The organism is Pseudomonas trivialis, from assembly GCF_036864995.1.
GTDB classification, from domain to species: Bacteria; Pseudomonadota; Gammaproteobacteria; order Pseudomonadales; family Pseudomonadaceae; genus Aquipseudomonas; species Aquipseudomonas trivialis.
In genome coordinates, this window is sequence record NZ_CP142151.1 from 3195756 (window position 1) to 3221770 (window position 26015).

16 protein-coding genes and 2 pseudogenes are annotated in these 26015 nt (G+C 62.7%); 7 read left to right on the top strand and 11 right to left on the bottom strand.

The genetic code is table 11. From position 1 onward, the window contains the following. Positions 1 to 6: 6 nt before the first annotated feature. The 7 genes and pseudogenes from imuA to VRB54_RS13780 form a co-directional block, all read right to left on the bottom strand. Complete coding sequence (imuA, locus tag VRB54_RS13750; protein ID WP_338477647.1) at positions 7 to 621, bottom strand: translesion DNA synthesis-associated protein ImuA; 615 nt, start codon at positions 619 to 621, stop codon at positions 7 to 9. Continuing rightward, on the bottom strand, positions 621 to 1238 hold the full coding sequence (gene lexA / locus VRB54_RS13755) for a transcriptional repressor LexA (protein ID WP_057007451.1): 618 nt from the start codon (positions 1236 to 1238) through the stop codon (positions 621 to 623). The genes imuA and lexA overlap by 1 nt, the downstream gene beginning before the upstream one ends. Before the next feature lie 112 nt (positions 1239 to 1350). After that, complete coding sequence (locus VRB54_RS13760; protein ID WP_338477649.1) at positions 1351 to 1728, bottom strand: hypothetical protein; 378 nt, start codon at positions 1726 to 1728, stop codon at positions 1351 to 1353. 3 nt (positions 1729 to 1731) lie between these two features. Beyond that, a pseudogene (locus VRB54_RS13765) lies at positions 1732 to 2666 on the bottom strand (hypothetical protein). Positions 2667 to 3120: 454 nt separating this feature from the next. Further along, entirely contained in the window at positions 3121 to 4185 is a 1065-nt protein-coding gene (locus VRB54_RS13770) for a lipocalin-like domain-containing protein (protein WP_338477650.1), read from the bottom strand. Then, positions 4175 to 6637, bottom strand: coding sequence for an ABC transporter permease (locus VRB54_RS13775; protein WP_338477651.1), 2463 nt, complete (start codon positions 6635 to 6637; stop codon positions 4175 to 4177). The genes VRB54_RS13770 and VRB54_RS13775 overlap by 11 nt, the downstream gene beginning before the upstream one ends. 1 nt (position 6638) lies before the next feature. Next, positions 6639 to 7307 carry an ABC transporter ATP-binding protein gene (locus tag VRB54_RS13780; protein ID WP_338477652.1) on the bottom strand — a complete coding sequence of 223 codons (669 nt, stop codon included), beginning with the start codon at positions 7305 to 7307 and terminating at the stop codon, positions 6639 to 6641. A gap of 273 nt (positions 7308 to 7580) precedes the next feature. Between VRB54_RS13780 and VRB54_RS13785 the strand changes: the two genes are divergently transcribed. The 4 genes from VRB54_RS13785 (at position 7581) to VRB54_RS13800 (ending at position 11886) form a co-directional block, all read left to right on the top strand. Continuing rightward, positions 7581 to 8255, top strand: coding sequence for a histidine phosphatase family protein (locus VRB54_RS13785; RefSeq protein ID WP_338477653.1), 675 nt, complete (start codon positions 7581 to 7583; stop codon positions 8253 to 8255). A gap of 189 nt (positions 8256 to 8444) precedes the next feature. Then, entirely contained in the window at positions 8445 to 10100 is a 1656-nt protein-coding gene (gene arnT, locus VRB54_RS13790) for a lipid IV(A) 4-amino-4-deoxy-L-arabinosyltransferase (protein ID WP_338477654.1), read from the top strand. Between the two features lie 8 nt (positions 10101 to 10108). Further along, complete coding sequence (locus tag VRB54_RS13795; protein ID WP_338477655.1) at positions 10109 to 11626, top strand: ArnT family glycosyltransferase; 1518 nt, start codon at positions 10109 to 10111, stop codon at positions 11624 to 11626. Between the two features lie 113 nt (positions 11627 to 11739). Further along, positions 11740 to 11886 carry a hypothetical protein gene (locus tag VRB54_RS13800; protein ID WP_338481157.1) on the top strand — a complete coding sequence of 49 codons (147 nt, stop codon included), beginning with the start codon at positions 11740 to 11742 and terminating at the stop codon, positions 11884 to 11886. 144 nt (positions 11887 to 12030) lie between these two features. Here VRB54_RS13800 and VRB54_RS13805 read toward each other — a convergent pair whose 3' ends face one another. After that, positions 12031 to 18306 (bottom strand): amino acid adenylation domain-containing protein, encoded by a 6276-nt coding sequence (locus VRB54_RS13805; RefSeq protein WP_338477656.1) that lies wholly within the window; start codon positions 18304 to 18306, stop codon positions 12031 to 12033. Between the two features lie 478 nt (positions 18307 to 18784). Between VRB54_RS13805 and VRB54_RS13810 the strand changes: the two genes are divergently transcribed. After that, positions 18785 to 19579, top strand: coding sequence for a helix-turn-helix transcriptional regulator (locus VRB54_RS13810; RefSeq protein WP_338477657.1), 795 nt, complete (start codon positions 18785 to 18787; stop codon positions 19577 to 19579). Further along, a pseudogene (locus VRB54_RS13815) lies at positions 19579 to 20999 on the top strand (efflux transporter outer membrane subunit). Before VRB54_RS13810 ends, VRB54_RS13815 begins: the two are co-directional and overlap by 1 nt. On the opposite strand, the gene VRB54_RS13820 reads toward VRB54_RS13815, so the two are convergent. From VRB54_RS13820 to VRB54_RS13830, 3 genes are read right to left on the bottom strand one after another with little or no spacing between them, the layout of a single operon-like run. Then, positions 20996 to 21838 (bottom strand): hypothetical protein, encoded by an 843-nt coding sequence (locus VRB54_RS13820; protein WP_338477658.1) that lies wholly within the window; start codon positions 21836 to 21838, stop codon positions 20996 to 20998. The pseudogene VRB54_RS13815 and the gene VRB54_RS13820 sit on opposite strands and share 4 nt — an antisense overlap. 29 nt (positions 21839 to 21867) lie before the next feature. Beyond that, the gene (locus VRB54_RS13825; protein WP_338477659.1) at positions 21868 to 23094 is read right to left on the bottom strand and encodes a type III secretion protein; all 1227 of its coding nucleotides are present in this window, start codon (positions 23092 to 23094) and stop codon (positions 21868 to 21870) included. Next, on the bottom strand, positions 23081 to 24331 hold the full coding sequence (locus VRB54_RS13830; RefSeq protein WP_338477660.1) for a XylR family transcriptional regulator: 1251 nt from the start codon (positions 24329 to 24331) through the stop codon (positions 23081 to 23083). The genes VRB54_RS13825 and VRB54_RS13830 overlap by 14 nt, the downstream gene beginning before the upstream one ends. Positions 24332 to 24470: 139 nt before the next feature. Between VRB54_RS13830 and xylA the strand changes: the two genes are divergently transcribed. Then, positions 24471 to 25787: a xylose isomerase gene (xylA, locus tag VRB54_RS13835; RefSeq protein ID WP_338477662.1), complete on the top strand. Its 1317-nt coding sequence runs from the start codon at positions 24471 to 24473 to the stop codon at positions 25785 to 25787. Positions 25788 to 26015: the final 228 nt, after the last annotated feature.

Consider the following 26015-nt stretch of genomic DNA (forward strand, 5'->3'; position numbering starts at 1 on the left):
GCAACCTCAGTGCCCGGCCAGCGCGATCGGCGCCGGGTGGGCCAGCCCGCCCCGGCACTTGAGCACGCGCACCTGCGCAGGCTGCGCCTCGACCGCCAGGCGCAGGGCCGCCGGCGACGCATTGACCGCCTCGCCCAATGCGCGCCAGGCAAACGCCAGGGTCTGCCCGGTTTCCGCCGCCACCTGCAGGCGGCGCAAGGCGCGGTCATCGGCCTTGCGCGGCCAGCACAGCACCGCGCCGCAACTGCCGGAACGCAGGCACTGTTCCGCCGCCCACAGCGCGTCGCGCTCCTCGGCCTGGATGACGGCGAGCTGACGCAGGTCCACCCCGGCGTTGTGCCAGGCATGGGCGTACGGCGTGTAAGGCGGCGCCACCAGCACAATTCGCTCCCCTGCCGCCGACAGGCGCGCCAGGGTCGGCAGCACCAGTTGCAATTCGCCCACGCCCTCCGTGGCCATCAGGATTTCGCTGAGGGCCGACTCCGGCCAGCCACCGCTGGGCAGCACCGCATCCAGCGCCGCCAGCCCCGTGGGGTGCACGCTGGCCGGTGGCGCGGCGGGTCGGCCTTTCCACACGCGGCCGCCATTGAACAGCGTGTCCAGCGCAATGACAGCGCCCATCAACCCTGCCTCACCAGGCCGCAGAACACCCCTTCGATGGCCAGGTCCTGGTCAGGCCCCACCACGATGGGCTGATACGCAGGGTTGCGCGGCAACAGGCGCACGCTGTCGCCGTGGCGCTCGAACCGCTTGATGGTGACTTCGCCATCCAGGCGCGCCACCACGATCTGCCCGTTTACGGCCTCGGCACTGCGGCGCACGCCCACCAGGTCACCGTCGAGAATGCCGTCTTCGATCATCGAATCGCCCTGCACCCGCAGCAGGTAATCCGGAGTTTTGGCGAACGTGGTCGGGTCCAGTTGCAGGCGGCTGTGCACCTCGGCATCGGCACCGATGGGCAACCCGGCGGCCACGCGACCGAGCACCGGAACATCCAGCCAGTCGGGCCGCGCCGGCTGATTGAGCAGGCGAATACCGCGAGCCTGGTTGGGGTTGACCTCGATAAAACCGGCCTCGGTCAGGGCCAGTACGTGCTTGCGTGCCACGCTGCGCGAGGCAAAGCCGAACGCCTCGGCGATCTCGGCGAGGCTGGGAGGCTGCCCTTGCTGCGCGATGCGATCGCGGATAAAGGTCAGGATGGCGGTACGGCGGGGGGTTAAAGTCGTCATGGAGTACATTTGTACTCCTGCGGGAAATTTCTGACAATAGCCGGTAGTCGGGAGTGTTCACTGAAGCCAGGCGCACGTTAAATGCAAGAAAACATGACACTCTCCTCTGCCGGATATCACATCAGATTTGAATGTCGAACCACCAAAACCAGAGACACCAAACGATGGTTGCGCCTCCCCAAATATAAGTAAGGTAAAAAGGCCACAGCACCCAACGCCTGAGTGACAAAGAAATGGATTGCAGTTCGGCCTCCGTCACGATTCCTGCTTCCACGTGGCGTTTTGAATCGGACAAAAACTCATAAATCTGCAACATGCGATAAAACCTGTCGATCGGCTGGTTTCTTCCCCAAAAACGTTTGGTGCCGCGAACCTTTTCATTTTGGCTGAAACAGCTTTCCAGACTGTCGAGTTTTACGTATTCGGCAAATAGTCGCAGCCCGAGGATAACAAGGCCTCCAACAAACCAGACGACGGTGTAGACGAGAAAGAATGACAATTGTCAGGCCCCTTCAGGTTCGAATATCAAGTCTCCACCAACTTCAATGATCTCCCCGCCCAAAAAAGCACCTCCAGCACCACCTGCATTTCCGGCTGCGCTGCCTCCCGCTGCACCTCCAATGACTCCACACGCAAGTAATCCATTTCCTTTCAAATAAACGCCCAGATACAAGCGACAAGCACTACGAGCTACATCAGCAGCTAATTTTGCCCCAATGGCAGCTCCGTCACCCCGCCCACAAACCTGCCCGCCTCCACATATTTCGCTCGTCTGCACTGCGCTTCCTTACCCGTCATACAGGCTTCCTTGATCTCCAAACCTGTGACGCCAACATCCAACAGCAATCCTGCATATGTCCCTTTGCCCAACCACTTCGACGTCCGCGTTATCGCCTTGATTCTTTGCGCATACCCTGCAATTTCATTCTTGTGCAGATAACTTTTAGTCGACAATCCGAGCACTTTCTTCAACGATTGATTGCCTTGCAATCCCGTCCCGAAACGCGCCGCTCCTTGCAACTGCGCATCCAATCGACCAAACAGCATCTGCCGCTGCCGAACAAATCCATCCCTGTCCAACCCGCCACTCTTCAACCGCTGATGCAAATGTTCGATTTCTCCCAGTGTTCGCCCCACTTCATCCAGATGCCGCCCCCAGCCAGACGCTGCGCTTCCCACACCAATCGAGCCATACGCAAGAAAACTCTGCAGCAAATCATAATTGCCGATCACCACCGCGCCGGCCGACGTATTCAGCTCCAGGCTGCGACGAACCTGTTCAGCATGCCGCATCAACCAGGCCTCCTCGCCGGAACAGCTCACGCTGCCGGCATCGGGAATAATCACCAATTGCCCCGGTGCCACAAGACCGGGGCGCAGGTGTCGATTCAGTACGTCGAAATGATCAGAGCGCTGTCGATTCAGGCCGCCGCCCATCAAGCGCGATTTCAAACACTCTTAGTCCGTTGTGCGGTCATTGATGTGGCTCTGCGCCATGCCTTACATCCGGGATGCAATGAAACTGGCGTCGAAATATAAGCAGGGAAGCACGGCCTGGACACAAGTCCGGGAGGGGTCCATCACATTTGGGAGGCTGCCTACACGGCAGAGAATTTGCGCTTACAGAAAGCGGCCCGACCTACCGTCAAACCTTTACCACTTTTACTTTGGCGAGCGGGCCTGTCGTGGCGAGCGGGCTTGCCCCGCGTTGGGGTGCGAAGCAGCCCCAGAACCAGGCTCTGAGTAGTGTCAGGTACACCGCGCTTTTCTTGATTGGGGGCGCTTCGCACCCCAACGCGGGGCAAGCCCGCTCGCCACAGAGGTGCACTTTTGCTGCACGAGAGTTTTTGCTTTGCTTTGATTTTGATCTCAGGCGCCCCGTCAACCACGCCTAGTACCCGGTCATCTCCAGATACCCCACCCCACCCTCAAACTTCACCGGCCCTTCCCAGTACGGAATATTCAAATCCATCCAGGCCTTGGGATTGACGGCCTGCGTCGTAATATCCAAGCCCTTGCCGGGAATCTTCAGCGACCAGCGCGTGGGAATACGGCGCCCGTCAATCTCGGTGGTGGCCAATGGCGTGAGCTGGATATCGGCGTTGTGCAAGGTCTGCGTCACCCCTTGCGGATCAATCCAGGTACCCGTCAGGTAACCCGAACCGTCCTTCTGCCGCACACGAAACAGCATCAACTGCTCGCCCCTGTCCAGGTGCAGCGAAAACCAGTCCCAGCCCGTCTGGCTGGCGGCCAGAGGTTGGCTGCTCCACTCCCGATCCAGCCAGACCGGCCCGGTCACCTGATACACCTTGCCATCCAGGCTGACACTGCCACTGGCCGTAAAAAACGGCTGACTGTAGTAATACGACGCCTGGCCCTGATCCGATTTACGGCTGTAGCCACGGTCACCTTGCAGCACCAGCGGGCGGCTGGAGGTCAAGCGCAAATCGTAGGCAAACTGCGCGCCGCCGGACTTGAGTTGCATGTCTGCCAAGGGGCTGGCCGCGCCGGGACGGCTGGCAAAATTCCACTCGTCGATCCAGGCAGCAAACGGCGCCGACTGAGCACCGGCCTGGCCGACACCGCCACGGGCATAACGCTCGGCAGCGTAGTGCCGGGTGGCAGAAGTGACGGCCGCGTGGCCCAGCCAGACTGTGGAATCGCGCCAACCGGCCTGCGCGGGGCCAGCCTGCAAGGCGTTGCGAAACAGCGTCCACTGCACGCCAAACACATTGCCCTGGGCGTCCTTCAAGTTGGCGGTCACGTACCACCATTCAATGCGAAAGCCTGGATGCGCACCGTGGTCTTCGGGAAACGTGAACACCTTGCCTGGCACTACCTGGGCAAAGTCCGCGGCATCGCTGCCAAGGCCGGCAAAGCTTTCTTCGGGGGCGGGGGCTTTGTCGCACGCACTCAACAGCAGCAACGCACACCACAACCAGGCTTTAATTTTCATGGGCGAAGGTCCTCAGCAGATCCGCCGGGCGGCTGCGGTACAGCTGCCACAGCGGCCAGGCCGAGGCCAGCAGCGTGGCGAGCATTGCCAGCCCCAGCAATTGCGCCAACTGCCACGGAAATACCTGCAACGGCAGACGCCAGCCAAAGGCCTGCACGTTGATCACCGCATCCAGGCACCAGGCCAGCAGCAGGCCCAGGGGCAAGGCCAGCACCAGGGTCAGCACCGCCAGCAGCCAGGTCTGGCCCAGGTTGAGCAGCATCAGTTGTCGGCGCGTCACGCCCAGCGCCCACAACGGCGCGAGTTGGCCAAGGCGGCTTTGGCTCTGAGTCAACAGGCTGATGAACAGCGCCACACCGGCGACGCCGAGGGTGAGACTGTTGAGCGCGGCCGTGGCGGCAAACGTGCGTTCGAACACCTGGCTCGACCAGCCTTTGAGCTGCTGTTGATCGACAATACGGCTGTCCTCCAGGGCAAAGGTGCGCTGCACGGCCTGGATCAACGACGGTACCTGTTGCGGCAACACCCGTAGGTTGAAGCGCACCGGTGACAGCCCTGGCCAGTGCGCCAACAGGTGCTGTGAATCGACCAGCAGGTGGCCCTTGGGGTTGCCGTAGTCGGCGTAAATCCCGACCACCGAAGGCGACCAGTTGCCCTGTGCGGTGGGCACGCTGAGCGTATCGCCCAATCGCACCTTCAAGCGCCGCGCCAATTGTTCGCTGAGCATCACCGTATCGCCTTGATGCAGGCGGTCCCAGGGTTGGCCGACGGCTTCCAGCAACGGCCAGTGCTGACGGTAGGTCGGGTCGTCGACCACGCCGAACACGTCCGCCGGCCAGCCCTGCAACTGCACGCTGACCTGCCAGGCGGGCAGCACCGCCTGCACCTGCGGTTGGCGGGCCAGCCAGGAGTGCATCTGCTCGGCCTGCGCCGGGTTTTGCGGGTTGAGGTAGAGCTCGGCGGTAAGGCGCTGTTCCAGCCAGTTATCGAAGGTGTGGCGAAAGCCCGAGGTCATGGAGCCCGCGCCGATATTGGCCGCCAGCGCCAACAGCAGCGCCATCAGCGCCAGGCTCAGGGCCGGCAATTGCTGACGGCAATCGGCGAGAAACCACTGCCCCAACACCGAACGGCTGCGCCCCAGCACGCCTTTGAGCAGCGCATTGAGCAACACCGGCAAGCCCAGCGCCGCGCCCAGCAACAGTGCGGCCATCAGCACAAACCCGGCGGCCAGACTGTTGCCCAGCCACAGCGCCAGCAGCGCAATCAGCAGCGCCGCCGCCGCCACCCACCCCTGGCGCCGCAACCAGCGGCCATGGGCCTCATGCCAGGCCTGGGCATTGGCCAGCGCCAGCAGCGGCAAGCGTGCCGCGCGCCACAGGCTGCCGGCGCCGGCGAGCAGCGCGCCGAGCAGGCTCAAGCCGAGCCCGGCTACCCACCAGCCCGGGCTGAGGCTCAGTTGGCCCGGCACCTCGGCGCCGTACAGGCCGCGTATGCTGGCAGCCACATCCGGCAGCAACAGGCTGGCCAGCAAGTACCCGCTGGCCACACCCAGCATGCCGCCGAGCAACGCCAGCACGCCCAGCTCCACGCCCAGGCTGAGGATCAGCAGGCGCGCGCTGACCCCGCACGCGCGCAAGGTGCGCAGCAGGCTGCGTCGTTGCTCCAGGGCCAGGCCGATGGCGGCGTGGACGATAAACAACCCGACCACAAAGGACAGAAACCCCAGGGCATCCAGGTTCAGGTGAAAGCTTTCGGTGAGGCGCGCGAGGTTGTTGTCTTCGCCCTGCTTGAGCTGCAAGCCGGCCGGTGGCGTGGGATGGGTGGCGGCGAAGGTCTTGTCCAACAGCAAGCGTGACAATTGCCCGGGCATGCCCAGTAGAGGTTGGGCAAAGCCGATGTCCATCAGCAGCAGGCCGGGAGCCATGTCCGGCTGGGCCTGCAAGGGCGGAAGCGCTTGCCCGCTGACGGTGTGAGGTTGCTCGCCCTCGCGCAGGCTGAGCGCCTGCAGGGTTTGCGGCGAAATCCAGGTGCGCCCCGGCGCGGCAAAAAACGCGAGCATCTGCGCCTGGCTCAAGCGCTGCCCCGCCACCGCCCCACCGCCGGGCAGGGACAGCGGCTCGATGCCCATCAACTGCAGGCGCTGGTCTTCATGCCCCTTGAGTAACACGCGCCCTTGCACCACAGGCGACACCGGCCAGCCGGCGCGACGCAACTGGGCAAACAGCACCTCGGGGAAAGCGGCGGCATCCGGCGCACTCAGGCTGGCTTGCGGCTCGCCGCCGATCAACTGGCCGGCGCGTGCGTAGCTATCCCGCGCTTGACTGTTAAGGGCTTGCACACCGGTGAGCAACGCCGTGGCGAGCCACAAGCCGGTGAGCACACTGAAAAACTGCACGGGGTGACGCCGCCAGTGGCTGAGCAGCGCGCGCAAGGCCCAATAAAATACTCTCATTTCAAGACGCAACGGCGGGCACGACCCGCCCGCGATGCAGCACCACCTGGCGGTCGAGCCGCGCCGCGATGCGTGGGCTGTGGGTGACCATCAGCAGGCTGGTGGGGCTGTCACGCAACAGGTCCAGCAGCAGTTGCAGCACGTCGTCGCTGGTGGCTTCGTCGAGATTGCCGGTGGGTTCATCCGCCAGCAACAGGCGCGGCCGCGACGCCAACGCGCGGCCCACCGCCACCCGCTGCTGCTGACCGCCGGAGAGTTGCTCGGGATAACGCTTGAGCAAGTCGCCCAGGCCCAGGCGCTCGATCAACTGCGCCTGCCAGTGCGGATCAAAACGCCCGGCCAGACGCGCCTGGAAGGCCAGGTTATCGTCGACGCGCAAACTGCCGATCAGATTGAACTGCTGGAACACCAGGCCGATTTCGCTGCGCCGCCACTGCGCCAGTTGCGCCTCGCCCAGTTGGTCCAGGCGTTGCTCGCCCACCTGGATACTGCCTGCGTCCACGCGGTCGAGCCCGGCCACCAGGTGCAGCAACGTGCTCTTGCCACTGCCCGACTCCCCCATCAGCGCCAGGCTGCTGCGCTCGCCCAAGTGCAGGTCGACGCCGGCCAGCACCGCCAGCGGCCCCTGGGGGGTGGTGTAGCTCTTGCGTACGCCGTGCACCTGCAACATAAACACGCTCACTTGAAAAACTGAAAACGAGAATAACGGCTGATGGCGACAAGTAAGCAAATTTTTCACATGAATTTCACTGCGCGCCCACCACTGCCACTTTAAATTGCCGGCCCATGACTGATGAGTCGGCAACTTCTTAGTTATTTAATGCGACAACTTTTAACCGCGGGATGTTCAGCCAAAAGACAGCCACCCTGTGACAGCCTCTTTATCCCACTGCGGGTATCCGTTAATGCATTGCGCCTACTTGAATATTAATAAATACGGGTCATGGTGAATGATGTGGTTGACCTCACGCTGACCAAACCGCGCACGCGCCGACGCTTAATCAAGCGCTGGCGAACGTGGCGGATGAGCCTTGCCGTCGTAAGCCTGATGCTTGCGGGCTGGCTGTTGTGGCCTGCAACACCCCGCGACCTGGGTGTGGGCAAACGGCTGCTGACTGCGCACCTGCTGCCTGCCTGGCGGGAAGGCGAACTGATCGTGCTGGTGCGCCATGAAGAGCGCTGTGATCGCTCGAAAAACCACTGCCTCGGCCCGGCCGATGGCCTCACCGTCGTCGGCAATCAACACGCCGAAGCGCTGGGCAAAGCCTTCAACGTATTGGGCATGACGCGTACCGACGTGCTCGCCAGCCCCGCCACTCGCACGGCCCAGACGGCCCATGCGATGTTCGGCAACGTCCAATTGACGGCTGATCCGCAGGCCATCTGCGGCGAGGCGATCGGCGAACAGCTGCTGCAGCGCAAACACCCCGGGCGCAACCTGATCTTCGTCACTCACAGTGGCTGCATCGCCGACTTCGAAAAAGCCCTGGGCTACCCCCACGCGGCGTTTCCCCAGTACGGCAGTGCGCTGTTCATACGGGCAAGGGCCGACGGCAGGTTCGACACCCTGGGCCTGGTCAATGGTCCAGCGTGGGCGGCTGTTTTGAAAAACCTCTGAACACACTTTTTTACATATCCAGCATTACCTATTCAGCAAAATGACAGGCCTGTTCTGGCATGTTGAGCCGCGCCCGTTAATTAACGGCGCCCAACATAACTCGACCCAGTTAGTGAACATTTTGAGTCTTGCTCTTATTACTTATATAGCCCCCCACTCCGTCATTAAGTGTCAAGGAGCCGCGCGCTCATGACCCGACTAAAACCTCTGCCCTTACTGTTGCTGGCAATCGCCGCATTTTACCTGCTGCCCCTTGGCCTGCATGGCTTGTGGGTGCCCGACGAAACCCGCTACGCCCAGATCAGCCAGGAAATGCTCACCAGCGGCAACTGGGTGTCGCCGCATTTCATGGGTTTGCGCTACTTCGAAAAACCTGCCGGCGGCTACTGGTTGATCGCCCTCGGCCAGGCGGTGTTCGGCCAGAATCTGTTCGGCGTGAGGATTGCCTCGGCACTCACCACTGGTCTGAGTGTGTTGCTGGCTTACCTGATCGCCCGCCGCCTGTGGAACGATCCGCGCAAAAGCTACGCCTGCGCCCTGCTCTACCTGAGCTTCGGCCTGGTGGCCGGGCAAGCCGGGTACTCCAACCTCGATCCGCAATTCACGTTCTGGGTCAATCTCAGTCTGGTGGCGCTGTGGTTCGCCCTCGACAGCCGCACGCCACGCGCCCGACTCGGCGCCTGGGCGCTGCTCGGGGTGGCTTGCGCCATGGGCTTCATGACCAAAGGGTTCCTGGCCTGGCTGCTGCCGGTGCTGATCGCGGTGCCCTACTTGTTGTGGCAACGCAGGCTGGGTGAATTGCTGCGCTATGGTCCACTGGCCGTGGGCGTTGCCTTGCTGCTGTGTCTGCCCTGGGCCTGGGCGATTCATGTGCAGGAACCGGACTACTGGCGCTTCTTTTTCTGGCACGAACACATCCGCCGATTTGCCGCCGATGATGCACAGCATGCGCGGGCGTGGTGGTTCTTCCTGCCGATCATGGTGGTGGCGTGCCTGCCCTGGACCGGGCTGCTGCCCAGCACACTGCTCAAAAGCTGGCGGGAAAAACGCCAGCCGGCCATCGTGTTCCTTTCCCTCTGGCTGTGGCTGCCGCTGGCATTTTTCAGCCTGAGCCGGGGCAAGCTACCAACCTACATCATGCCGTGCCTGTTGCCGCTGGCCCTGTTGATGGGGCATGCGCTGATCGACCTGGTTCACCAGCACAAGCCACGCGCCATCCGCCTCAACGGCGTGATCAATCTGGTCGTCGACCTGCTCGCGATGGTGGCCTTGATCTACCTGCAAATCGACCGCCCGCTGTACGGCAACAGCCATGCCGAGATGTTCAGCCTGTCGCTGGCATTTATCGTGCTGCTGGGCTGGATCCTTGCCAACCTGCTGCAGGCCTTCCGCCCGCTGACGCTGTGGGCCACACCGGCGCTGGGCATCGGCCTGCTGGTGGTGTTGCTGCCGGTGGGCATGCCGGCGCAGATCGCCAACAACGAAATGCCCGACCAGTTCGTGCTCGAACACCTGGACGAACTGCAGCAGACCCAGGCGCTGTTGAGCAATCAACTGGAATCGGCCTCCGCACTGGCCTGGCGACTGAACCGCGCGGACGTCACGCTTTACAACACCGAAGGCGAACTGCGCTACGGCCTGACATATGCCGACGCGGCGCACCGCAAGGTCAACCTGGAGACCGTCCAGGCGTGGCTCACCGAAGCGCGCAAACACGGCTCGGTCGGCGTGCTGCTGCGCGTCAGAAGCACCAGCGAACACCGTGAAGAGGGGCAACTGCCACCCGGTGGCAAGCGCTACCGCAAGGGCGACCTGGTCATTACCCTCTACCCGCAATCCCCTTAGGAATACCCATGAGTTTCTGGAAAACCGAACGCGGCGCCCTGCTGTTGCTGCTGGGCGTATCAGCCCTGCTCCTGCTGCTGGGCCTGGGCAGCCGCGACCTGTGGGGACCGGAAACACGCTGGGCGAATATCGCCCTGCAGATGCTGCAAAGCGGCGACTACTTCGACCCTTATCTCAAGGGCGCACCCTACTATGACAAACCCCTGCCCTCCTACTGGCTGATCACCGGCTTTGCCAACCTGATGGGCGGCCTGGGCCCATGGTCGCTGCGCCTGTCGTCGGTGATCGCCGCATGGCTGAGCATCTGGCTGGTGTACCTGATCGGCGAGCGCCTGTTTCGCAAGGGCACCGGGCTGATTGCCGGCTGGATGCTGACCACCACGTTCTATTTTCTGTTCTGGGCGCGGGTGGCCACGGCGGATGTGCTCACCGTATGCGGCGTGCTGGCCGCCGTGTGGTGGTACTGGCGCGGGCCGGACGACACCCGGCTGGGGCGCTACACAGTATTTTTCCTGCTGCTGGCGGCGACGTCATTGTTCAAGGGGTTGATCGGCTTCGTACTGCCGGGCCTGGTGCTGTTACCGCACCTGCTCAGCGAACAGCGCTACAAACGCCACTTCAACCTGCGCCTGCTGCTGGCCGTGATTATCGCCGGCGCGTTCTACGCGATTCCCTTCGTACTGTCCCATCTCTATGGAGCACCCACCTATGGCGAAAGCGGCCTGGAGCTGGTGTTCAAGGAAAACGTGGTGCGCTTCTTCGACCCCTTCGACCATATGGGGCCGATCTACACCTACCTGATCTACCTGCCGGCGTACACCCTGCCCTGGGCACCCTGCTGGATGCTCGGCCTGTGGCTGGCGCTGCGCCACTGGCGCGAAACGCCGCCCAATGTGCGCTGGCTGGTGTGGGGCCTGGGCCTGTTGTTCGTGTTCTTTACCGCCAGCGGCAGCCGACGCAGCTACTACGTACTGCCCCTGGTGCCTTTTGCCCAGCTGCTGGCAGCGTGGTGGTTGAGTGAACGCCTGGCGAAAAAACCCGCCAGTTGGCCGCGCTGGCAAAAGGGCTTTGGCTGCGCTGCGGGCTTGATGCTGCTGGTGATCGGCGTCGTGTATCCCTGGACCAACGGCAACGGCGGCGTGACGCAGTTTGTCGAGGATGTGAAAGCACAGGCGGTGAAAACAGCACCGTGGGATCAGTGGCAGATGGTGCTGGTGGAAGTCGACAACAAGCTGCCGATGTACCTGAACAATGGCGGCAAGCCGTTCTACTACGTCAGCGAAACCCAAAACTTCCCGCGCCAGGGCGACAGCGCCGCGTTCATGGCCTGGCTGGAGAAAACCAGCGGCCAGGAATTTGATCCACAGCACACCATCATCATCGCGCAGTTCTCCAAAGACGACCCGACACCGCTGGCGTTTCTGGAAGTAGATCACCAAGTGATCGTTACCCAGCCGGATAATGGGGAGCGGTTGTTTCACAAGCGTGAGGGTGGGAGTGTGGGGTTTATTCCAGTGAGTAAGTGAAGCGACCCGGTGCTTACAGACACTGAATACCCAGTGTGGGAGGCTCCAGTTTGCTGCGCGACAGCGCTGGCCGAATCTCCCACATTGACCGCAATCCATAGGGGTGTTGGTTAATGGCATTTGGTCATGGTTTGTGCAGTGAGCACCTGGAGAGCCCCAAGCGGGCGAAGATTCTGGCGGTGTGGCATTTGCTGGAGATTGCCAGGACCACGGTGGGTCGCTCTATCCACTGCATGAACAACCCAAAAACCACTGCCTGAACGCGCGCAAAAAATGTGGGAGGGGGCTTGCTCCCGATGGCGGTGAATCAGTCAGCCAATCATTGGCTGACCCACTGCCATCGGGAGCAAGCCCCCTCCCACAGGGAGCGTATTTCAAGATCAGGATCAGCGTAATTCTGGCCCTCAAATCCTGCGACGGCGGTTGAGCTGCGGAATGGTGGTTTGCGCCACTTCCACTCGCTGCACCTGCGCCTGGGTGCGCACTGCCAGTTGTGCCAGTGTCGGCTGGCTGAACAGCGTGCGCGCATCCACTTCCAGCCCGGCCTTGCGCAGGCGTGCCACCAGGGTTACCGCCAGCAGCGAATGCCCGCCCAACTCGAAAAAGTGGTCATGACGCCCCACCCGTTCCAGCTTCAGCACGTCGGCCCAGATTCCGGCCATGGTGGTTTCCACCTCGCCCTGCGGTGCTTCGTAGGCGCGGCTGATCACTGCTTCCAGGCCCGGTTCCGGCAGGGCCTTGCGGTCGAGTTTGCCTGCCGGGTTCAGCGGCAAAGCATCGAGCTGCACGAAGGCCGCCGGCACCATGTACTCGGGCAGTTGCTCCAGCACATGGGTGCGCAGCGCTTCCAGGCTTGGCGCCTGTTCGCGCACGGTGAAATACGCCACCAGCCGCTCTTCGCGGATCAGCACCGCCACTTCACGCAACGCCGGGTGCGCCAGCAGGCGTGATTCGATCTCGCCCAACTCCAGGCGCACGCCGCGCAGCTTGACCTGGAAGTCATTGCGCCCCAGAAACTCCAGGTTGCCGTCCGGCAGGTAACGCACCAGATCGCCGGTGCGATACAGGCGGTCGCCCACCACGAACGGGCTGTCGATAAAGCGCTCGGCGGTCATCTGGGCCAGGCCCAGGTATCCGCGTGCCACGCCTACCCCGCCGATATGCAACTGGCCGCTGACGCCCAGCGGCACCGGCGCGTCGTGGTCGTCCAGCACATACAGGCGGGTGTTGTTGATCGCGCGGCCGATCGGCAGTTGCAGCGCCGGCACCGGGGCGCCGGGTTCAAGGGTCCAGGCGCTGCTGTCGACGGTCGCCTCTGTGGGGCCATAGACATTGTGCAGGCGCACCTGGGGCAAGCGCGTTTGCACGCCACGGGCCAGCGCTTCGGTGAGTTCGCCGCCGCCGCACAGCACGTCGGTGAGGCTGGTGCACAGCGCCGACTCGTCCAGTTCAAGGAACTGCTGCAACATCGCCGGCACGAATTTGATCACGCTGATGCGCTGCTCGCGAATCACTTGCGCCAGGTACGCCGGCTCCCGATGCCCGTCGGGTCGCGCCAGCACCAGGCGCATGCCGTTGGTCAGCGGCCAGAACAGCTCCCACACCGAGCCGTCGAAGCTGAACGGCGCGCGTTGCAGCAGCGCGCCGCCTTCAGCGTTCGGGCACAGTGTGGAGCCCCAGTGCATCAGGTTGCTCAGCCCGCGATGCTCGATCATCACGCCCTTGGGCGTGCCAGTGGAGCCGGAGGTGTACATCACGTAGGCCAGGTTGGCGGCGCTCAGGCCCGGCACCAACGGATTGCCGGTCGGCGCTTGGCGCCAGGCGCAGCAGTCGAAGTCGATCAGCGGGATCGACACGTCGCCCGGCAGGTCGCGCGTTGCGGCATGCACCAGCAGCGCCACCGGCTGGCTGTCGTGCAGCATGTAGGCCAGCCGCTCGCGCGGGTAGCCCGGGTCCAGCGGCACGTAAGCGCCGCCGGCCTTGAGAATCGCCAGCAGGCCCACGACCAGATCCAGCCCGCGCTCCACGCACAGCGCCACCCGCGAATCGGGCTGTACCCCGCGCTCACGCAGGTGGTAGGCCAACTGGTTGGCGCGCTCGTTGAGCTGTTGGTAGCTCAGCTGTTGTTCGCCGGCCTGCACCGCGATGGCGTGGGGGGTACGCCGCGCATGTGCCTCGAACAGTGCCTGCACGCTAAGGGTGTCGGGGTAGACGGTGTCGGTGGCGTTGAAGTCCACCAGCAAGGTGTGCAACTCGTCGGCGGGCAGCACCGGCACATCGCGCAGCGGCGATGTCGGCGCCTGTTCCAGTGCCTGCACCAGACCGTGCACGGCCGTGTCGAGGTAGGCCAGCAGCCGCGCGGCGCCGACCTTGCGCGGCGCCTTGACCTTGAGGCGAAACCCCTCGGCGGTGTCGTCCACCGTGAGCATCAGCGGGTAGCTGAGGATGTCTTCACTGCTGAGCAAGGCAATTCCAGGCACCAGCTTCAACTCGGGGTCGGCCGAGGTATGGCGGTAATTGAGCAGGCTGTTGAACAACGGCGAGGCGCTGCTGCAACGCTGGGCCAGCGCCAGTGACGCCTGCTCGTGAACGAGCAAGGCACTCAGTTGGGCGTGGGTATAACTCAACGCATCCACCACAGTTTGCCCGGCCAGTTGCACCCGCAGCGGCAGTGTATTGATGAACATGCCCAGTGCGCGGTCGGCGCCCTCGCCCGCCTGCAGGCGACCAAGCAATACGGTGCCGAACACCACGTCATCGCGGCCCGACACACGGCTGAGCACCTGCGCCCAGGCCAGGTGAAACAGACTCGCGGCACTCACGCCCAGGGCGCGGGCCTGTTCGCGCACGCATTGATTGAGGTGCTCGTCGAGGGCCTGTTCGGCCTCTTCACTGTCGGCGCGATTGGCCTGGCGCTCCTGCAAGCCGAACGCCAGTGTCGGCTCGTCGACATCCGCCAGACGCTCACGAAAAAACGCCTCGTGCGCTGCCTGGCGCGCCGGCAGGCGGCTCTGCGCGACCACATTGCGATACGGCACCGGCGCCGGCAGTTGCGCCTGCTGGCCGAGCAGGTGCGCGCGAATCTCATCCACCAGCACGGTGGTCGAGGTGGCGTCGTTGACCAGGTGATGAAAGCGCAATCGCGCAATCCAGCGTTGCTGCTGCGGCTGTTCGGCGTAGTCCAGGGCCATCAGCGGCGCCTGGCGCAGGTCCAGCGGCTCATCAGTGTCGCCCAGCGGCGCGACGCGCAAGTGCACCTTGCGCCACACCACCTGCATCGGTTGCTCCAGCGCATCCCAGGCCAGGCTGGTGCGCAGGATGTCATGCCGGTCGATCACCTGTTGCAGGGCCTGGGCAAAGGCATCGAGCTGTTCGCGTCGGGCAAAGCTGAACATCGCGTGCTGCTGGTACGGATCGCGCTCATCGGTGAGGTGGTGGTAGAGCAAGCCCTCCTGCAACGGCGCCAGCGGGTAGATATCCTGCACATTTGCCGCGCCGCCAGGAATACCCGCGACGATGCGGTCGATGCTGGGCTGGTCGAGTTCGACAAGGGCCAGCAGGTCCGGGGTGATGTGGGTGCAACCTGGCGCAATTCGGTTGGCCGGCACCGCCACCTCGCGGCGCTGGCTGACGGCTGCCAGCGCCGCCAGGGTGGGCTGGCCGAACAGCACCTGCACATCGGCATGCAGCCCGGCCTGACGCATGCGCTGCACCAGTTGCACCGCCAGCAGTGAGTGCCCGCCCAACTCGAAGAAATGATCATGCCGGCCCACTTGCCGCACCTGCAGCAGCTCGGCCCAGATCTGCGCCAGGGTGGTTTCCGCGCCGTCGTGCGGGGCTTCGTAACGGCGGGTGACAAAGGCATCCTGGGTCGGTGCCGGCAACGCCTTGCGGTCGAGTTTGCCGTTGGCGGTAAGGGGCAGACTGGTCAGCTTCACATAGGCGGCGGGCAGCATGTAGTCGGGCAGCGACGTTTGCAGGTGGGCGCGCAGGGCGTCGATATCGATAGGGTGATGCTCGATGTACCAGGCCAGCAGTTGTCCCTCGCGGAACTGCACCACGGCCTCCTTGACGGCGGGATGGCCGGCCAGGGCGGTCTCGATTTCACCGAGCTCGATGCGCACGCCGCGGATTTTCACCTGGTCGTCATTGCGCCCCAGGTATTCAAGGTTGCCATCGGGCAGCCAGCGCGCCAGGTCGCCGGTGCGGTACATACGGCCGGCGCTGAACGGGTCATCCAGAAAACGTTCGGCGCTGAGGTCCGGGCGGTTGAGGTAACCGCGCGCCACGCCCTTGCCGCCGACATACAACTCACCCGCAACGCCAATCGGCAGCCGGCGTTGTCGGGCATCCAATACGTAGACCTGGGCATTGGCGACGGGCGAGCCGATATGCAGCAGGCTTCCCACTTCAACCTTTCCAGACGTGGCAACCACCGTGGCTTCGGTGGGCCCGTAGTTGTTGATCACATCGAAGGTTTGTGCACGGTTGAACGCGCGCAGGCGGTCGCCACCGATGAGCAAGGTGTGCAGGGTCGGGTGTTCCAGGCGCTGGCTGAAGGCGTACTCGGCCACCGGCGTGGGCAGGAAGCACACGTCCAGCGGCTGGGCGCGCCACCAGTCGAGCAGCGCGTCGATGTCTTCGGCGCCGTCATGGGCCGGCGGCAGGTGCAGCGTGGCGCCTACACACAGGGCCGGCCACACCTCCCAGGCCATCGCATCGAAGCCGAACCCGGCGACGCTGGCGGTGTGGCTGCCCGCGTGCAGGTTGAAGGCCCGGCAGTGCCAGTCCACCAGGTTCGACACACTGTGGTGCTCGACCATCACGCCTTTGGGCAGGCCGGTGGAACCGGAGGTGTAGATCACGTAGGCAAGGTGCGTGGGCTGCACCGCCACGTCAGGGTTGGTGCCCAGGTGCAGCGCGGGACGGTCCAGTTCGATCACCGGTACGTCCACGTCCAACACAGGCAGGCGTTGGCGCAGGTCATGCTGGGTCAGCACGGCGACCGGGGCGCTGTCGTGCAGCAGGTAGTTGAGGCGTTCGGCGGGATGGGCCGGGTCCAGCGGCACATAGCAGGCGCCGGACTTGAGAATCGCCAGCAGCCCCACCAGGGTGTCCAGCCCGCGCCGGGCCAGGATCACCACGCGGTCGTCAGGCTGCACGCCCTGTTCGATAAGCAGATGGGCCAGGGCATTGGCCTGTTGATTGAGCTGGCCATAGCTCAGTTGCCGGCCCTGACACACCGCCGCCACGGCCTGCGGCGTGCGCGCAGCCTGGGCTTCGATGCGCGCATGCAGGGTGCTCGGCTGAGTATCGGGCTGGGCGGTGGCGTTGAACTGTTGCAGTTGCGCCTGCTCAGCCGGGGTAATCAGGGACAATTCGGCGAGGGTGAGCGCCGTGCCCTCCAGGCCCTGCTCCAGCAACCCGATGACGCGTTCAGTCAGTGCCTGAACCTCGTCGTGACTGAAATACGCCTCGTTGTACACGCAATGCAGGCACGCGGTGTGCTGCACGCGATTGCTGCGCAGGTGCATGGCAATCGGCAGCGCCTCATGGTGGTTGGAGACCTTGATGGCCCGGGCCTGGACCTCGCCATAGCGCAGGTCATGGTCGTCCTGCTCGTAGGACACCGACACCTCGAACAACTGGCCGCGGTCGCTACGGCGCAGGCCCAGTTCACGGTTCATCTCGCTCAAAGGGAAGCGCTGGTGGCGCATGTCCTGCTTGAGCTGGTCGCGCACGCCGCGTACCAATTCGCCAAAAGACAGCTGCTCGCTGAATTGAAAACGTACCGCACTGACCTGGGCGAACATCCCCACGGTTGCGCGAAAACGCGCGTTGGCGCGGTTGAGAATCGGCAGCCCCACCACCCACTCATCGCGCTGGTGGGCGCGGGTGAAAGACACATATAACGCCGCCAGCAATACATGCAACGCCGAGGCCTGGTGACGCTGGGCCAGTTCTTCCATGCGGTGCAGCAACGGCACCGCAAACCCTTGCGCCAGCGTGTTGCTCGGCCCTGGCGCGGTGTGCCGTGGCGTCAGCAGCGGCTCGGGCAGGGTCTGATATTTGTCCAGCCAATACGTGCGGTCGCGGGTGTAACGCGGCGAATGCCGGTAGTGCTGGTCGGCGTCGATGAAGTCGATGTACGACGGCGCCAGCGGCTGCGGCTGACTGCCCTGTGCAATGCCCGTGTACAGCTGCGCCAGGGAATGCAGCATCTGGCCGAAGCCCCAGCCATCGAGGATCAGGTGATGGGCCTGGGTGCCGAGCCAATAGCGGTCAGCGTCGAGCTTGACCAGAAAAAAGCGGAACAACGGCTCGCCCTGCAACCCATAGGGCCGGGCCATCTGCGCCTGCATCAAGGCCTGGGCGGCAACCTGCGGCTCGGGCAAGGACGAAAAATCATACCGCGCCACCTCTACCGGCAATGCCGCAGCGAAGTGCTGGCGTGGCAAGCCGTCGGCGTCGCTGATCAATTGGGTGCGCAGCCCATCGTGCAGGGCCACCAGTTGCTCGATGGCCTGCTGGATCAGCGCTGGCTCCACAGGGCCGGCAAAATCAAGAAAACCACCAATGTTGTAGAGCGGCGAGTCACCCGCGCGCTGTTGGTCGAGCCAGATATCCTGCTGGGCAGCGGTGAGCGGGAAGCTGGGCGACGGGCTGGAAATGTGCGGCATAAGATCCTTCTCATGGGGGCTCGCCAGGGAGGTCCATCACGGCGAAATTGCCGGATTTGAGCATGGGGGTACGGGGCTGCCTGACACCCCAAACCCGGACATTCAAATGAAGGGAACCGGCTCGGCTGAAGGTTCACCGCTGAAACGATTAAAGCGTTGTAGGAAATTGGCTATGTAACGCCGAGGATGGCAATTAGACATGTCGCCTTAAAAATTATATTTCCCTTTTAAATCAATAAATTAAAAATATTTAAAAATCGGCGCCGGCTATTCGTATGAGGAAATACCTGACAGAACCGTCGATTTAATGGCGGTGCTTTTATGGCACGTTGTGTCCCACGTTTCCGCTACATACGTAGGACAAGTCCATATGGCTAAATGAAATCTCGAACGCCGAGTCACGTTCAAGCAACACGGCGCGCCCCGCACAGACCCAGGGCGCCCGATGACGGTTTTCGACATCAAGGATGAGATGGCTATGAGTCTGACGCGCACCATGAGCAACACAACCAGCCCGCATTTTTATGCCGAAATGGGCGAACTGATTTCAAACAGCGGCCAGGAAGATTTCGCCGCCCACATGCTGCACCTGGTGGACAAATGGGTGCCGATCCACATGGTGGACCTCAGCGAGTGGACCCTCGACGAACTGCGCGACCGCGTGCTCGATATCAAGCTGCTGGGCAGTGCCGGGCTCAAAAGCGAGCTGTCTGCGCCCCAGACCCTGCACCCGCTCAAGGACCATCCGCTGCTGCGGGAGATGCTGCGCATGCAGGACCCGCTGCTGATTCAGATGCGCGCCCAACCCAACAGCACACACCCGCGCGGCACCTCGCACCAGTGCAACCTCGTGGCACGCCAGGGCAATCGGCGCCAGGTGATTTCGTTCTACCGCCCGCCGGCCCAGCGTGGGTTTTCCCTGGCGGAACTGTCGTTTCTCAAATGCCTGTCGGACACCCTGCTGCCGCTGCTGGAGCGTCATGCCCAATTGCTTCACCAGGCGCCGCAGAGCGGCAGGGAACCGGTGCATAACCCGCTGGAGCAATCGCAGTTGCAGCGCGAGTTCTACAAGCGGCTGTCGCTGAGCGATATCACGCTGTCGGCACGGGAGCAGGAAGTGTGCCTGGGCCTGCTGACCGGCGGCACCGTACCGCAGATGGCGGAAAAACTCAGCGTGAAAAACAGCTCGATTGAAACCTACCTCAAGCGCGCCGCCGCCAAACTGGGTGTGAGTGGCCGCCATGGCCTGGCCAAATGGATGGTGGGTGCTTGATGACCAGAACCACCCTCACCGCCGTCGGCATGGCCTGCCTGCTCGGCGGCTGTTCGCTGATTCCCGAGTACCAAAGGCCCCAGGCACCGGTGCCGCAGCAGTATCCCCAGGACGGGGTATACCGCCAGGCGCAAGCGGGCACGCAAACCACCTCGGACTGGCAGCACCTGTTCCATGACCCGGCGCTGCAACAGCTGATAGGTGATGCACTGGTCAACAACCGCGACCTGCGTGTGGCGGCGCTGAACGTCGAGGCGTTCCAGGCGCAGTACCGCATCCAGCGTGCCGATCTGTTTCCGGCGGTGTCCGCCACCGGTGCCGGCAAGCGCCAGAAACTGCCGGGGGATGTGACGGGCACCGGCAAGTCAGCGATCACCTCCAGCTATTCGGCCACCCTGGGCATCAGCGCCTATGAACTGGACCTGTTCGGCCGTGTGCGCAGCCTCAGCGAACAGGCGATGCTCACCTACCTGAGCACCGCAGAGGCCAGGCGAAGCGCGCAGTTAAGCCTGGTGGCGAATGTCGCCAACGCCTACCTAACGTGGCGCGCCGATCAGGAATTGCTGGACCTGGCCCGGCAAACCCTGACCGCCAACGAACGCAGCCTGCACCTTACCGACCGCAGCAAAAGCGCGGGCAAAGCCTCGGCAGTGGATGTGGTGCAAGCGCGCACCAGTGTCGAAAGCACCCGTGCCAGCCTGGCCCGTTACCAGCGCCAGGTGGCCCAGGACCTCAACAACCTCGCCGTGCTGGTCGGCGGCCCGGTGGACCCAAGCCTGCCGTCGCGCCCGCTGGCCGACGACCTGGTCGCACGGGTGCCCGCCGACCTGCCCTCGGACCTGCTGCAGCGCCGCCCGGATATCCTCCAGGCCGAATACCAGTTGCAGGCCGCCAACGCCAATATCGGCGCCGCCCGCGCGGCGTTTTTCCCTCGGTAAGCCTCACGGCCAATGCCGGCAGTGCCAGCACTGAGCTGTCGGGGTTGTTCAAGGGCGGTTCGGGCACCTGGACGTTCCAACCGCAAGTCAACCTGCCGATTTTCAACGCCGGCAGCCTGCGTGCCAGCCTCGATTACGCCAGGCTGCAAAAAGACATCACGGTGGCCCAGTACGAAAAGTCGATCCAGACCGCCTTTCAGGAAGTGGCCGATGGCCTCGCCGCGCGCCAGACATTCGTCGACCAGCTCAACGCGCAACGGGATTTTGTCGCCGCCAGCCAGAACTATTACGACCTCGCTCAGCACCGCTATCGCAGCGGAGTGGACAGCAACCTGACGTTCCTGGACGCACAACGCTCGCTGTTCAGTGCACAGCAGGCGCTGATTGTGGATCGACTGGCGCAGTTGGTGGCAGAGGTAAACCTGTATACGGCGCTGGGTGGCGCGTGGGCCGAAGCCCCGCGCTTGGCCGCTGCGCCCTAGAGCAGTTTCAGCCCGATCGCTGAACGGTTGCTCCAATTCGATTCGCGCAGCTCGGATGCCTGTCCGTAGTCATCCAGCTTGCCGTCGATGACTGCCATTGAATGCACTAAGTCAGCGACCGTGCCGATCGCCCCCCGCCTGAAGTCTTCAAGGGTGGCCGGGGCCACGTAGTTCTTCAGGCCCAGGCGGCGCAGGGCCTGCCCTGGGTACTCGCCATCGTTCAAGCTGGTCAGGGCAGCGGTATAGCCCTGATTGCCGACGCCATCATTGTTTTCCAGTTGGGCACGCTTGGCGCTGACGGCATACAGAAACTGCGCATTGACCAGCACATCATTGGGCCTGACGGCCTTGAAATCCGAGGCTTTACCGGCTTGCTCCAACTCTGCATAACTGATGCGCAGTCTGTAGGCATCGCGCATGACGACCTCAAAACCCGTGGCCGTCGCCTGGACGCGCTTGAAGACGCCGTGGGGATTGTGGCCAAACCTCATCATGGCGGCCTTGATTGCGGAAATGGTGACGCAGTTCCTTTCATCGTTCTGATAAAAGTCCGTGAATACGTCAGCGGGTTTTATGCCGATGTTCGCCGCCGTACCGCGGATAAACCGGCCAGCTTCGCTCACCCCCGGATCCAGGTTTTCAGCCTGTGTGATGCGCCGGCGATTCACTTCATGGGTGTCGTATCGCCCGCTCCTGCGTTCGGACAATTGCCTGAGCCGTTCGCCCAACACGCCCAGCGCGCTGATCAAACCCTCTGCATTCTGCCTTGACGCGGGCTCAGTCGGGGTATGCGCTGCGGAATAATCGGTCCTTCCAAAATACACATTCAGACCCAGCATTTTTCACCTCCAATGGGTGACCGGTGCAGTCAATCAGCCAGCGTGGCAACTTTCAGGGAAGGTGAGACGGGCCTGTTATATAACTGCCCCTCCATCACCCCATCAATGATGACGCCGTTCTTGTGGCTGCCGCCTGACGTCACCGGCACACCCACCTGCGAGCCCAGCGTGTGTGCATCGACAACCCTGATCTGCTGTTCCAGGCCCAGCAAGGACAAGGCCGAGTCCCCATCAATGCCCTCGCCCGCCAATGCCAGCACGCCCGGATACGTGCGGCGCGCGTGATAGTCGCTGTCCGTGCCATACATCTTCATGAACGGATCCGACGCTTTCTGAAGGTCCAGCTCCAGGCTCTTGCGCTTGTTCATCACGGCAAACAGGAAGCTGGCATCCTTGACCATTTCTTCATCGCCGCCGCTGAACTTTGCGGCCCTGAACGCCAGGTTCAACTCTTCAATCGATATATTGAGTTTAAAGCCATCTCTCATCGTAATGCGGTAGCCGTCCCCGGTATTCACAACGTCCTCAAATACACTGGCCGGGCTCTGTCCAAACTTCATCATTGCAACTTTGATGGCGCCTACATGTTCTTCCCTGCCAGCGCTGCCCAGGTAAGGATAGTTTTCGTATGACGCACGCAGCCCGTTAAGGATGTCAGTCGGCTTTTGTCCTTTGGGTACCGCCGATAAGAAGTCTGTGACCGGCTCATAATGTTCAGTTGCAAACATCTCAGTCAGTTCGCTATCAAAATGGGTACGGGTAGCGGCCAGATTTGATCGTTCCATGAACGGTGCCAGCCTGTTGCGCCAGACGTTGTCCGTGGACACCGGTTCAGTGCGTGGAGCAGGCGCGACATCCATGGGCGGCAGTGGACCGGGCAGCGTTTTATCCCTGGCCATCCATTTATTCAATGCACTGACCAATGCGTCGTACATCTTTAACAAGGCAGCCAACTCGGGATCTTTTTCCTGCGCCGTTAAATGTTGGCCGATCTCACTGAGTGCCGAGAACGGTCGAAAGGGATTAAAAGCATGACTCGCTGATTGATTATTGATTGATTCAGGCATTTTGCTGATGGCCGCGGGAGTTTCACCGCCCAATGGAAACATCATCAGACGATTGTTGTACGCAGAACTCATGAACATGACATTCAAGTCTCGGTAATTGAAATAAAAGGTCAACCCGTCAAAGTGGGTACTTTTGCGTGGCGAATCGAAGATGATCGTTCCGGCCGCCAGCGGGCTAATACGTAACAACGACCTTCGATTTCAAACAATTACCATCGGAGAAATCCGCAGCCTCAGCCTGTTTGTCCGAAGGCACGCTGCCCTGCTGGAACTGACGCGGTGTACAGCCATACTCACGCCGAAACACCGTGTGCAGATACTGCGCCGAGGTAAAGCCGCAACGCGAGGCGATATCGGCAATCGCCAGCGCCTGGTTGCCCAACCCCTTGGCTGCGGCGGCGAGTTTGAAGCGCAGGATCTCGTCATGCACGCTGCAGCCGCGCACCTTGCGAAAGTGCGCTTCCAGGGACGAACGCGACACGCCCACATAAGCCGCCACCTGCGCAGTCTTGATCCCCTGGCAGGCGTACTGGCGAATAAACAACAAGGCTTGCATTACATACGGATTACCCAGCGGTTGATGCAGGCTGGAGGCCTGCACGTTGATCGCGTCCGGTGGCACCAGCACCTGGGTGCCCGTGCAGGGTTTGCCATGCAGCATCTGGTGCAGCAACGCGGCAGCGGTGCGGCCCATGGTCTCGGTGCCCTGGATCACCGAACTGAGCGGCACCCGCGTGAGCGTGCGGGTCAGCGGGTCGTTGTCGATGCCGATCAGGGCGACCTGCTCCGGCACCGCAATGCCCGCCGTGAGGCAGGCCTGCAACAGCTGCCGGGCGCGGGCGTCGGTGACGGCGATAATGCCGATGGGTTTGGGCAGGCTGTGCAGCCAGGCGATCTGCTGCTCCACCGCGCTGTCCCACAGCGGCGCGCTGGTGCCCAGGCCGCGATAGATCTGCACCGCCAAACCGTCGCGCTGCATCAGCCCACGAAAGGCTTTTTCACGTTCCTGGGCCCAACGATTCGCCTGGGCTTCGGGCAGGCTGAAACAGGCAAACCGGGTCAGCCCGGCCTCGATCAGGTGTTCGTAGGCGAGCTTCATCAGCGCATGGTTATCGGTGGCCACGTAGGGAATGCCCTTGGGATAGGCGTGCACATCCTCGTAGGAGCCGCCCACCGCCACCACCGGCAACGTGCTCCCGACCAGCGCCTCGCCGATCAGCGGGTCATCGAAATCCGCAATGATGCCATCGCCCTGCCAGCGCTCGATGCCCTTGAGGCGGCAGAGGAAATCCTCTTCCAGAAACAGATCCCAGGACGCGCGGGTGCTGCTCAGGTAATTACCGATGCCGGCAATGATGCCGCGGTCGTAGATTTTGCTGCCGTTGAAGAGCAAGGCGATGCGGTGCACGGGCGGTAGGGTTTTCATTGTTGTTGTCCTGGGGCCGATCAGGACAGACTAGACCTCGCCACTCAAAATCGCACCACACCTTGGTGATTTTCATAATCGGCAAGGCGGGCGCCGTTGCTAGTATCCAGACACCGCCAAGAACAATAAGGAAAACGCCATGCCGTACTTCCCCGGTGTCGAGAAGGTTCGCTTCGAAGGCCCAGACAGCGATGCCCCCCTCGCCTTTCGCCATTACGATGCCAACAAGCTGATTCTCGGCAAACCCATGCGTGAACACCTGCGCATGGCCGTCTGTTATTGGCACACCTTTGTGTGGCCGGGCGCGGATGTGTTTGGCGCCGGCACCTTCAAGCGACCGTGGCAGCGCAGCGGTGATCCGATGGAGGTCGCCATTGGCAAGGCGGATGCGGCCTTCGAGTTCTTCTCCAAGCTGGGCATCGACTACTACAGCTTTCACGACACCGATGTGGCGCCCGAGGGCAGCTCGCTCAAGGAATACCGCCATCACTTTGCGCAGATGGTCGATCATCTGGAGCGCCATCAGGAGCAGAGCGGCATCAAGCTGCTGTGGGGCACCGCCAATTGCTTCAGCAACCCGCGCTTCGCCGCCGGCGCCGCGAGCAACCCGGACCCTGAAGTGTTTGCCTGGGCCGCCGCTCAGGTGTTCAGTGCGATGAACGCCACACTGCGGCTCAAGGGCTCCAACTATGTGCTGTGGGGCGGCCGTGAAGGCTATGAAACCCTGCTCAATACCGACCTCAAGCGCGAACGCGAACAGCTCGGCCGATTCATGCGCATGGTGGTGGAGCACAAGCACAAGATCGGCTTCAAGGGCGACCTGCTGATCGAACCCAAGCCTCAGGAGCCGACCAAGCATCAGTACGATTACGACAGCGCCACGGTGTTCGGCTTCCTGCACGAGTACGGGCTGGAGCATGAGATCAAGGTCAATATCGAGGCCAACCACGCAACGCTGGCCGGGCACAGTTTTCACCATGAAATCGCGACGGCCGTGTCCCTGGGCATTTTCGGCAGTATCGACGCCAACCGTGGCGACCCGCAGAACGGTTGGGACACTGACCAGTTCCCCAACAGCGTCGAGGAAATGACCCTGGCCACCTATGAGATCCTCAAGGCTGGCGGATTCAGGAACGGCGGCTATAACTTTGATTCCAAGGTGCGTCGCCAGAGCCTGGACGAAGTGGACCTGTTCCACGGGCATGTCGCGGCCATGGACGTGCTGGCCCTGTCGCTCGAACGGGCGGCGGCGATGGTGCAGAACGACACGCTGCAGCAGTTCAAGGATCAGCGCTATGCCGGCTGGCAGCAGCCCCTTGGCCAGGCGGTGCTGGCGGGGGAATTCAGCCTTGAGTCCCTGGCCGAGCATGCGTTCACCCATGAGCTCAATCCTCAGCCGGTGAGCGGGCGGCAGGAGATGCTGGAGGGTGTGGTTAACCGGTTTATCTATCGGTGAAGTTTGGCTTGTGTGGTGAGCCTGCTTCTGTGGCAAGCGGGTTCATTGTGGCAAACGGGCTTGTTGTGGCGAGCGGGCTTGCCCCGCGTTGGGCTGCGAAGCGCGCCCTGAAACCAGACGCCTCGGTTGTATCAGGTAAAACTGCGGTGTATGAATTGGGGGCCGCTTCGCGCCCCAACGCGGGGCAAGCCCGCTCGCCACACCAAGCCCGCTGGCCACAGAGGCCCG

What these genes read in the sequence shown, in the direction of transcription:
- imuA (WP_338477647.1), bottom strand. Translation starts at nt 621, where the DNA reads ATGGGCGCTGTCATTGCGCTGGACACGCTGTTCAATGGCGGCCGCGTG.
- lexA (WP_057007451.1), bottom strand. Translation starts at nt 1,238, where the DNA reads ATGTACTCCATGACGACTTTAACCCCCCGCCGTACCGCCATCCTGACC.
- VRB54_RS13770 (WP_338477650.1), bottom strand. Translation starts at nt 4,185, where the DNA reads ATGAAAATTAAAGCCTGGTTGTGGTGTGCGTTGCTGCTGTTGAGTGCG.
- VRB54_RS13775 (WP_338477651.1), bottom strand. Translation starts at nt 6,637, where the DNA reads ATGAGAGTATTTTATTGGGCCTTGCGCGCGCTGCTCAGCCACTGGCGG.
- VRB54_RS13780 (WP_338477652.1), bottom strand. Translation starts at nt 7,307, where the DNA reads ATGTTGCAGGTGCACGGCGTACGCAAGAGCTACACCACCCCCCAGGGG.
- VRB54_RS13785 (WP_338477653.1), top strand. Translation starts at nt 7,581, where the DNA reads ATGGTGAATGATGTGGTTGACCTCACGCTGACCAAACCGCGCACGCGC.
- arnT (WP_338477654.1), top strand. Translation starts at nt 8,445, where the DNA reads ATGACCCGACTAAAACCTCTGCCCTTACTGTTGCTGGCAATCGCCGCA.
- VRB54_RS13795 (WP_338477655.1), top strand. Translation starts at nt 10,109, where the DNA reads ATGAGTTTCTGGAAAACCGAACGCGGCGCCCTGCTGTTGCTGCTGGGC.
- VRB54_RS13800 (WP_338481157.1), top strand. Translation starts at nt 11,740, where the DNA reads ATGGCATTTGGTCATGGTTTGTGCAGTGAGCACCTGGAGAGCCCCAAG.
- VRB54_RS13805 (WP_338477656.1), bottom strand. Translation starts at nt 18,306, where the DNA reads ATGCCGCACATTTCCAGCCCGTCGCCCAGCTTCCCGCTCACCGCTGCC.
- VRB54_RS13810 (WP_338477657.1), top strand. Translation starts at nt 18,785, where the DNA reads ATGAGTCTGACGCGCACCATGAGCAACACAACCAGCCCGCATTTTTAT.
- VRB54_RS13820 (WP_338477658.1), bottom strand. Translation starts at nt 21,838, where the DNA reads ATGCTGGGTCTGAATGTGTATTTTGGAAGGACCGATTATTCCGCAGCG.
- VRB54_RS13830 (WP_338477660.1), bottom strand. Translation starts at nt 24,331, where the DNA reads ATGAAAACCCTACCGCCCGTGCACCGCATCGCCTTGCTCTTCAACGGC.
- xylA (WP_338477662.1), top strand. Translation starts at nt 24,471, where the DNA reads ATGCCGTACTTCCCCGGTGTCGAGAAGGTTCGCTTCGAAGGCCCAGAC.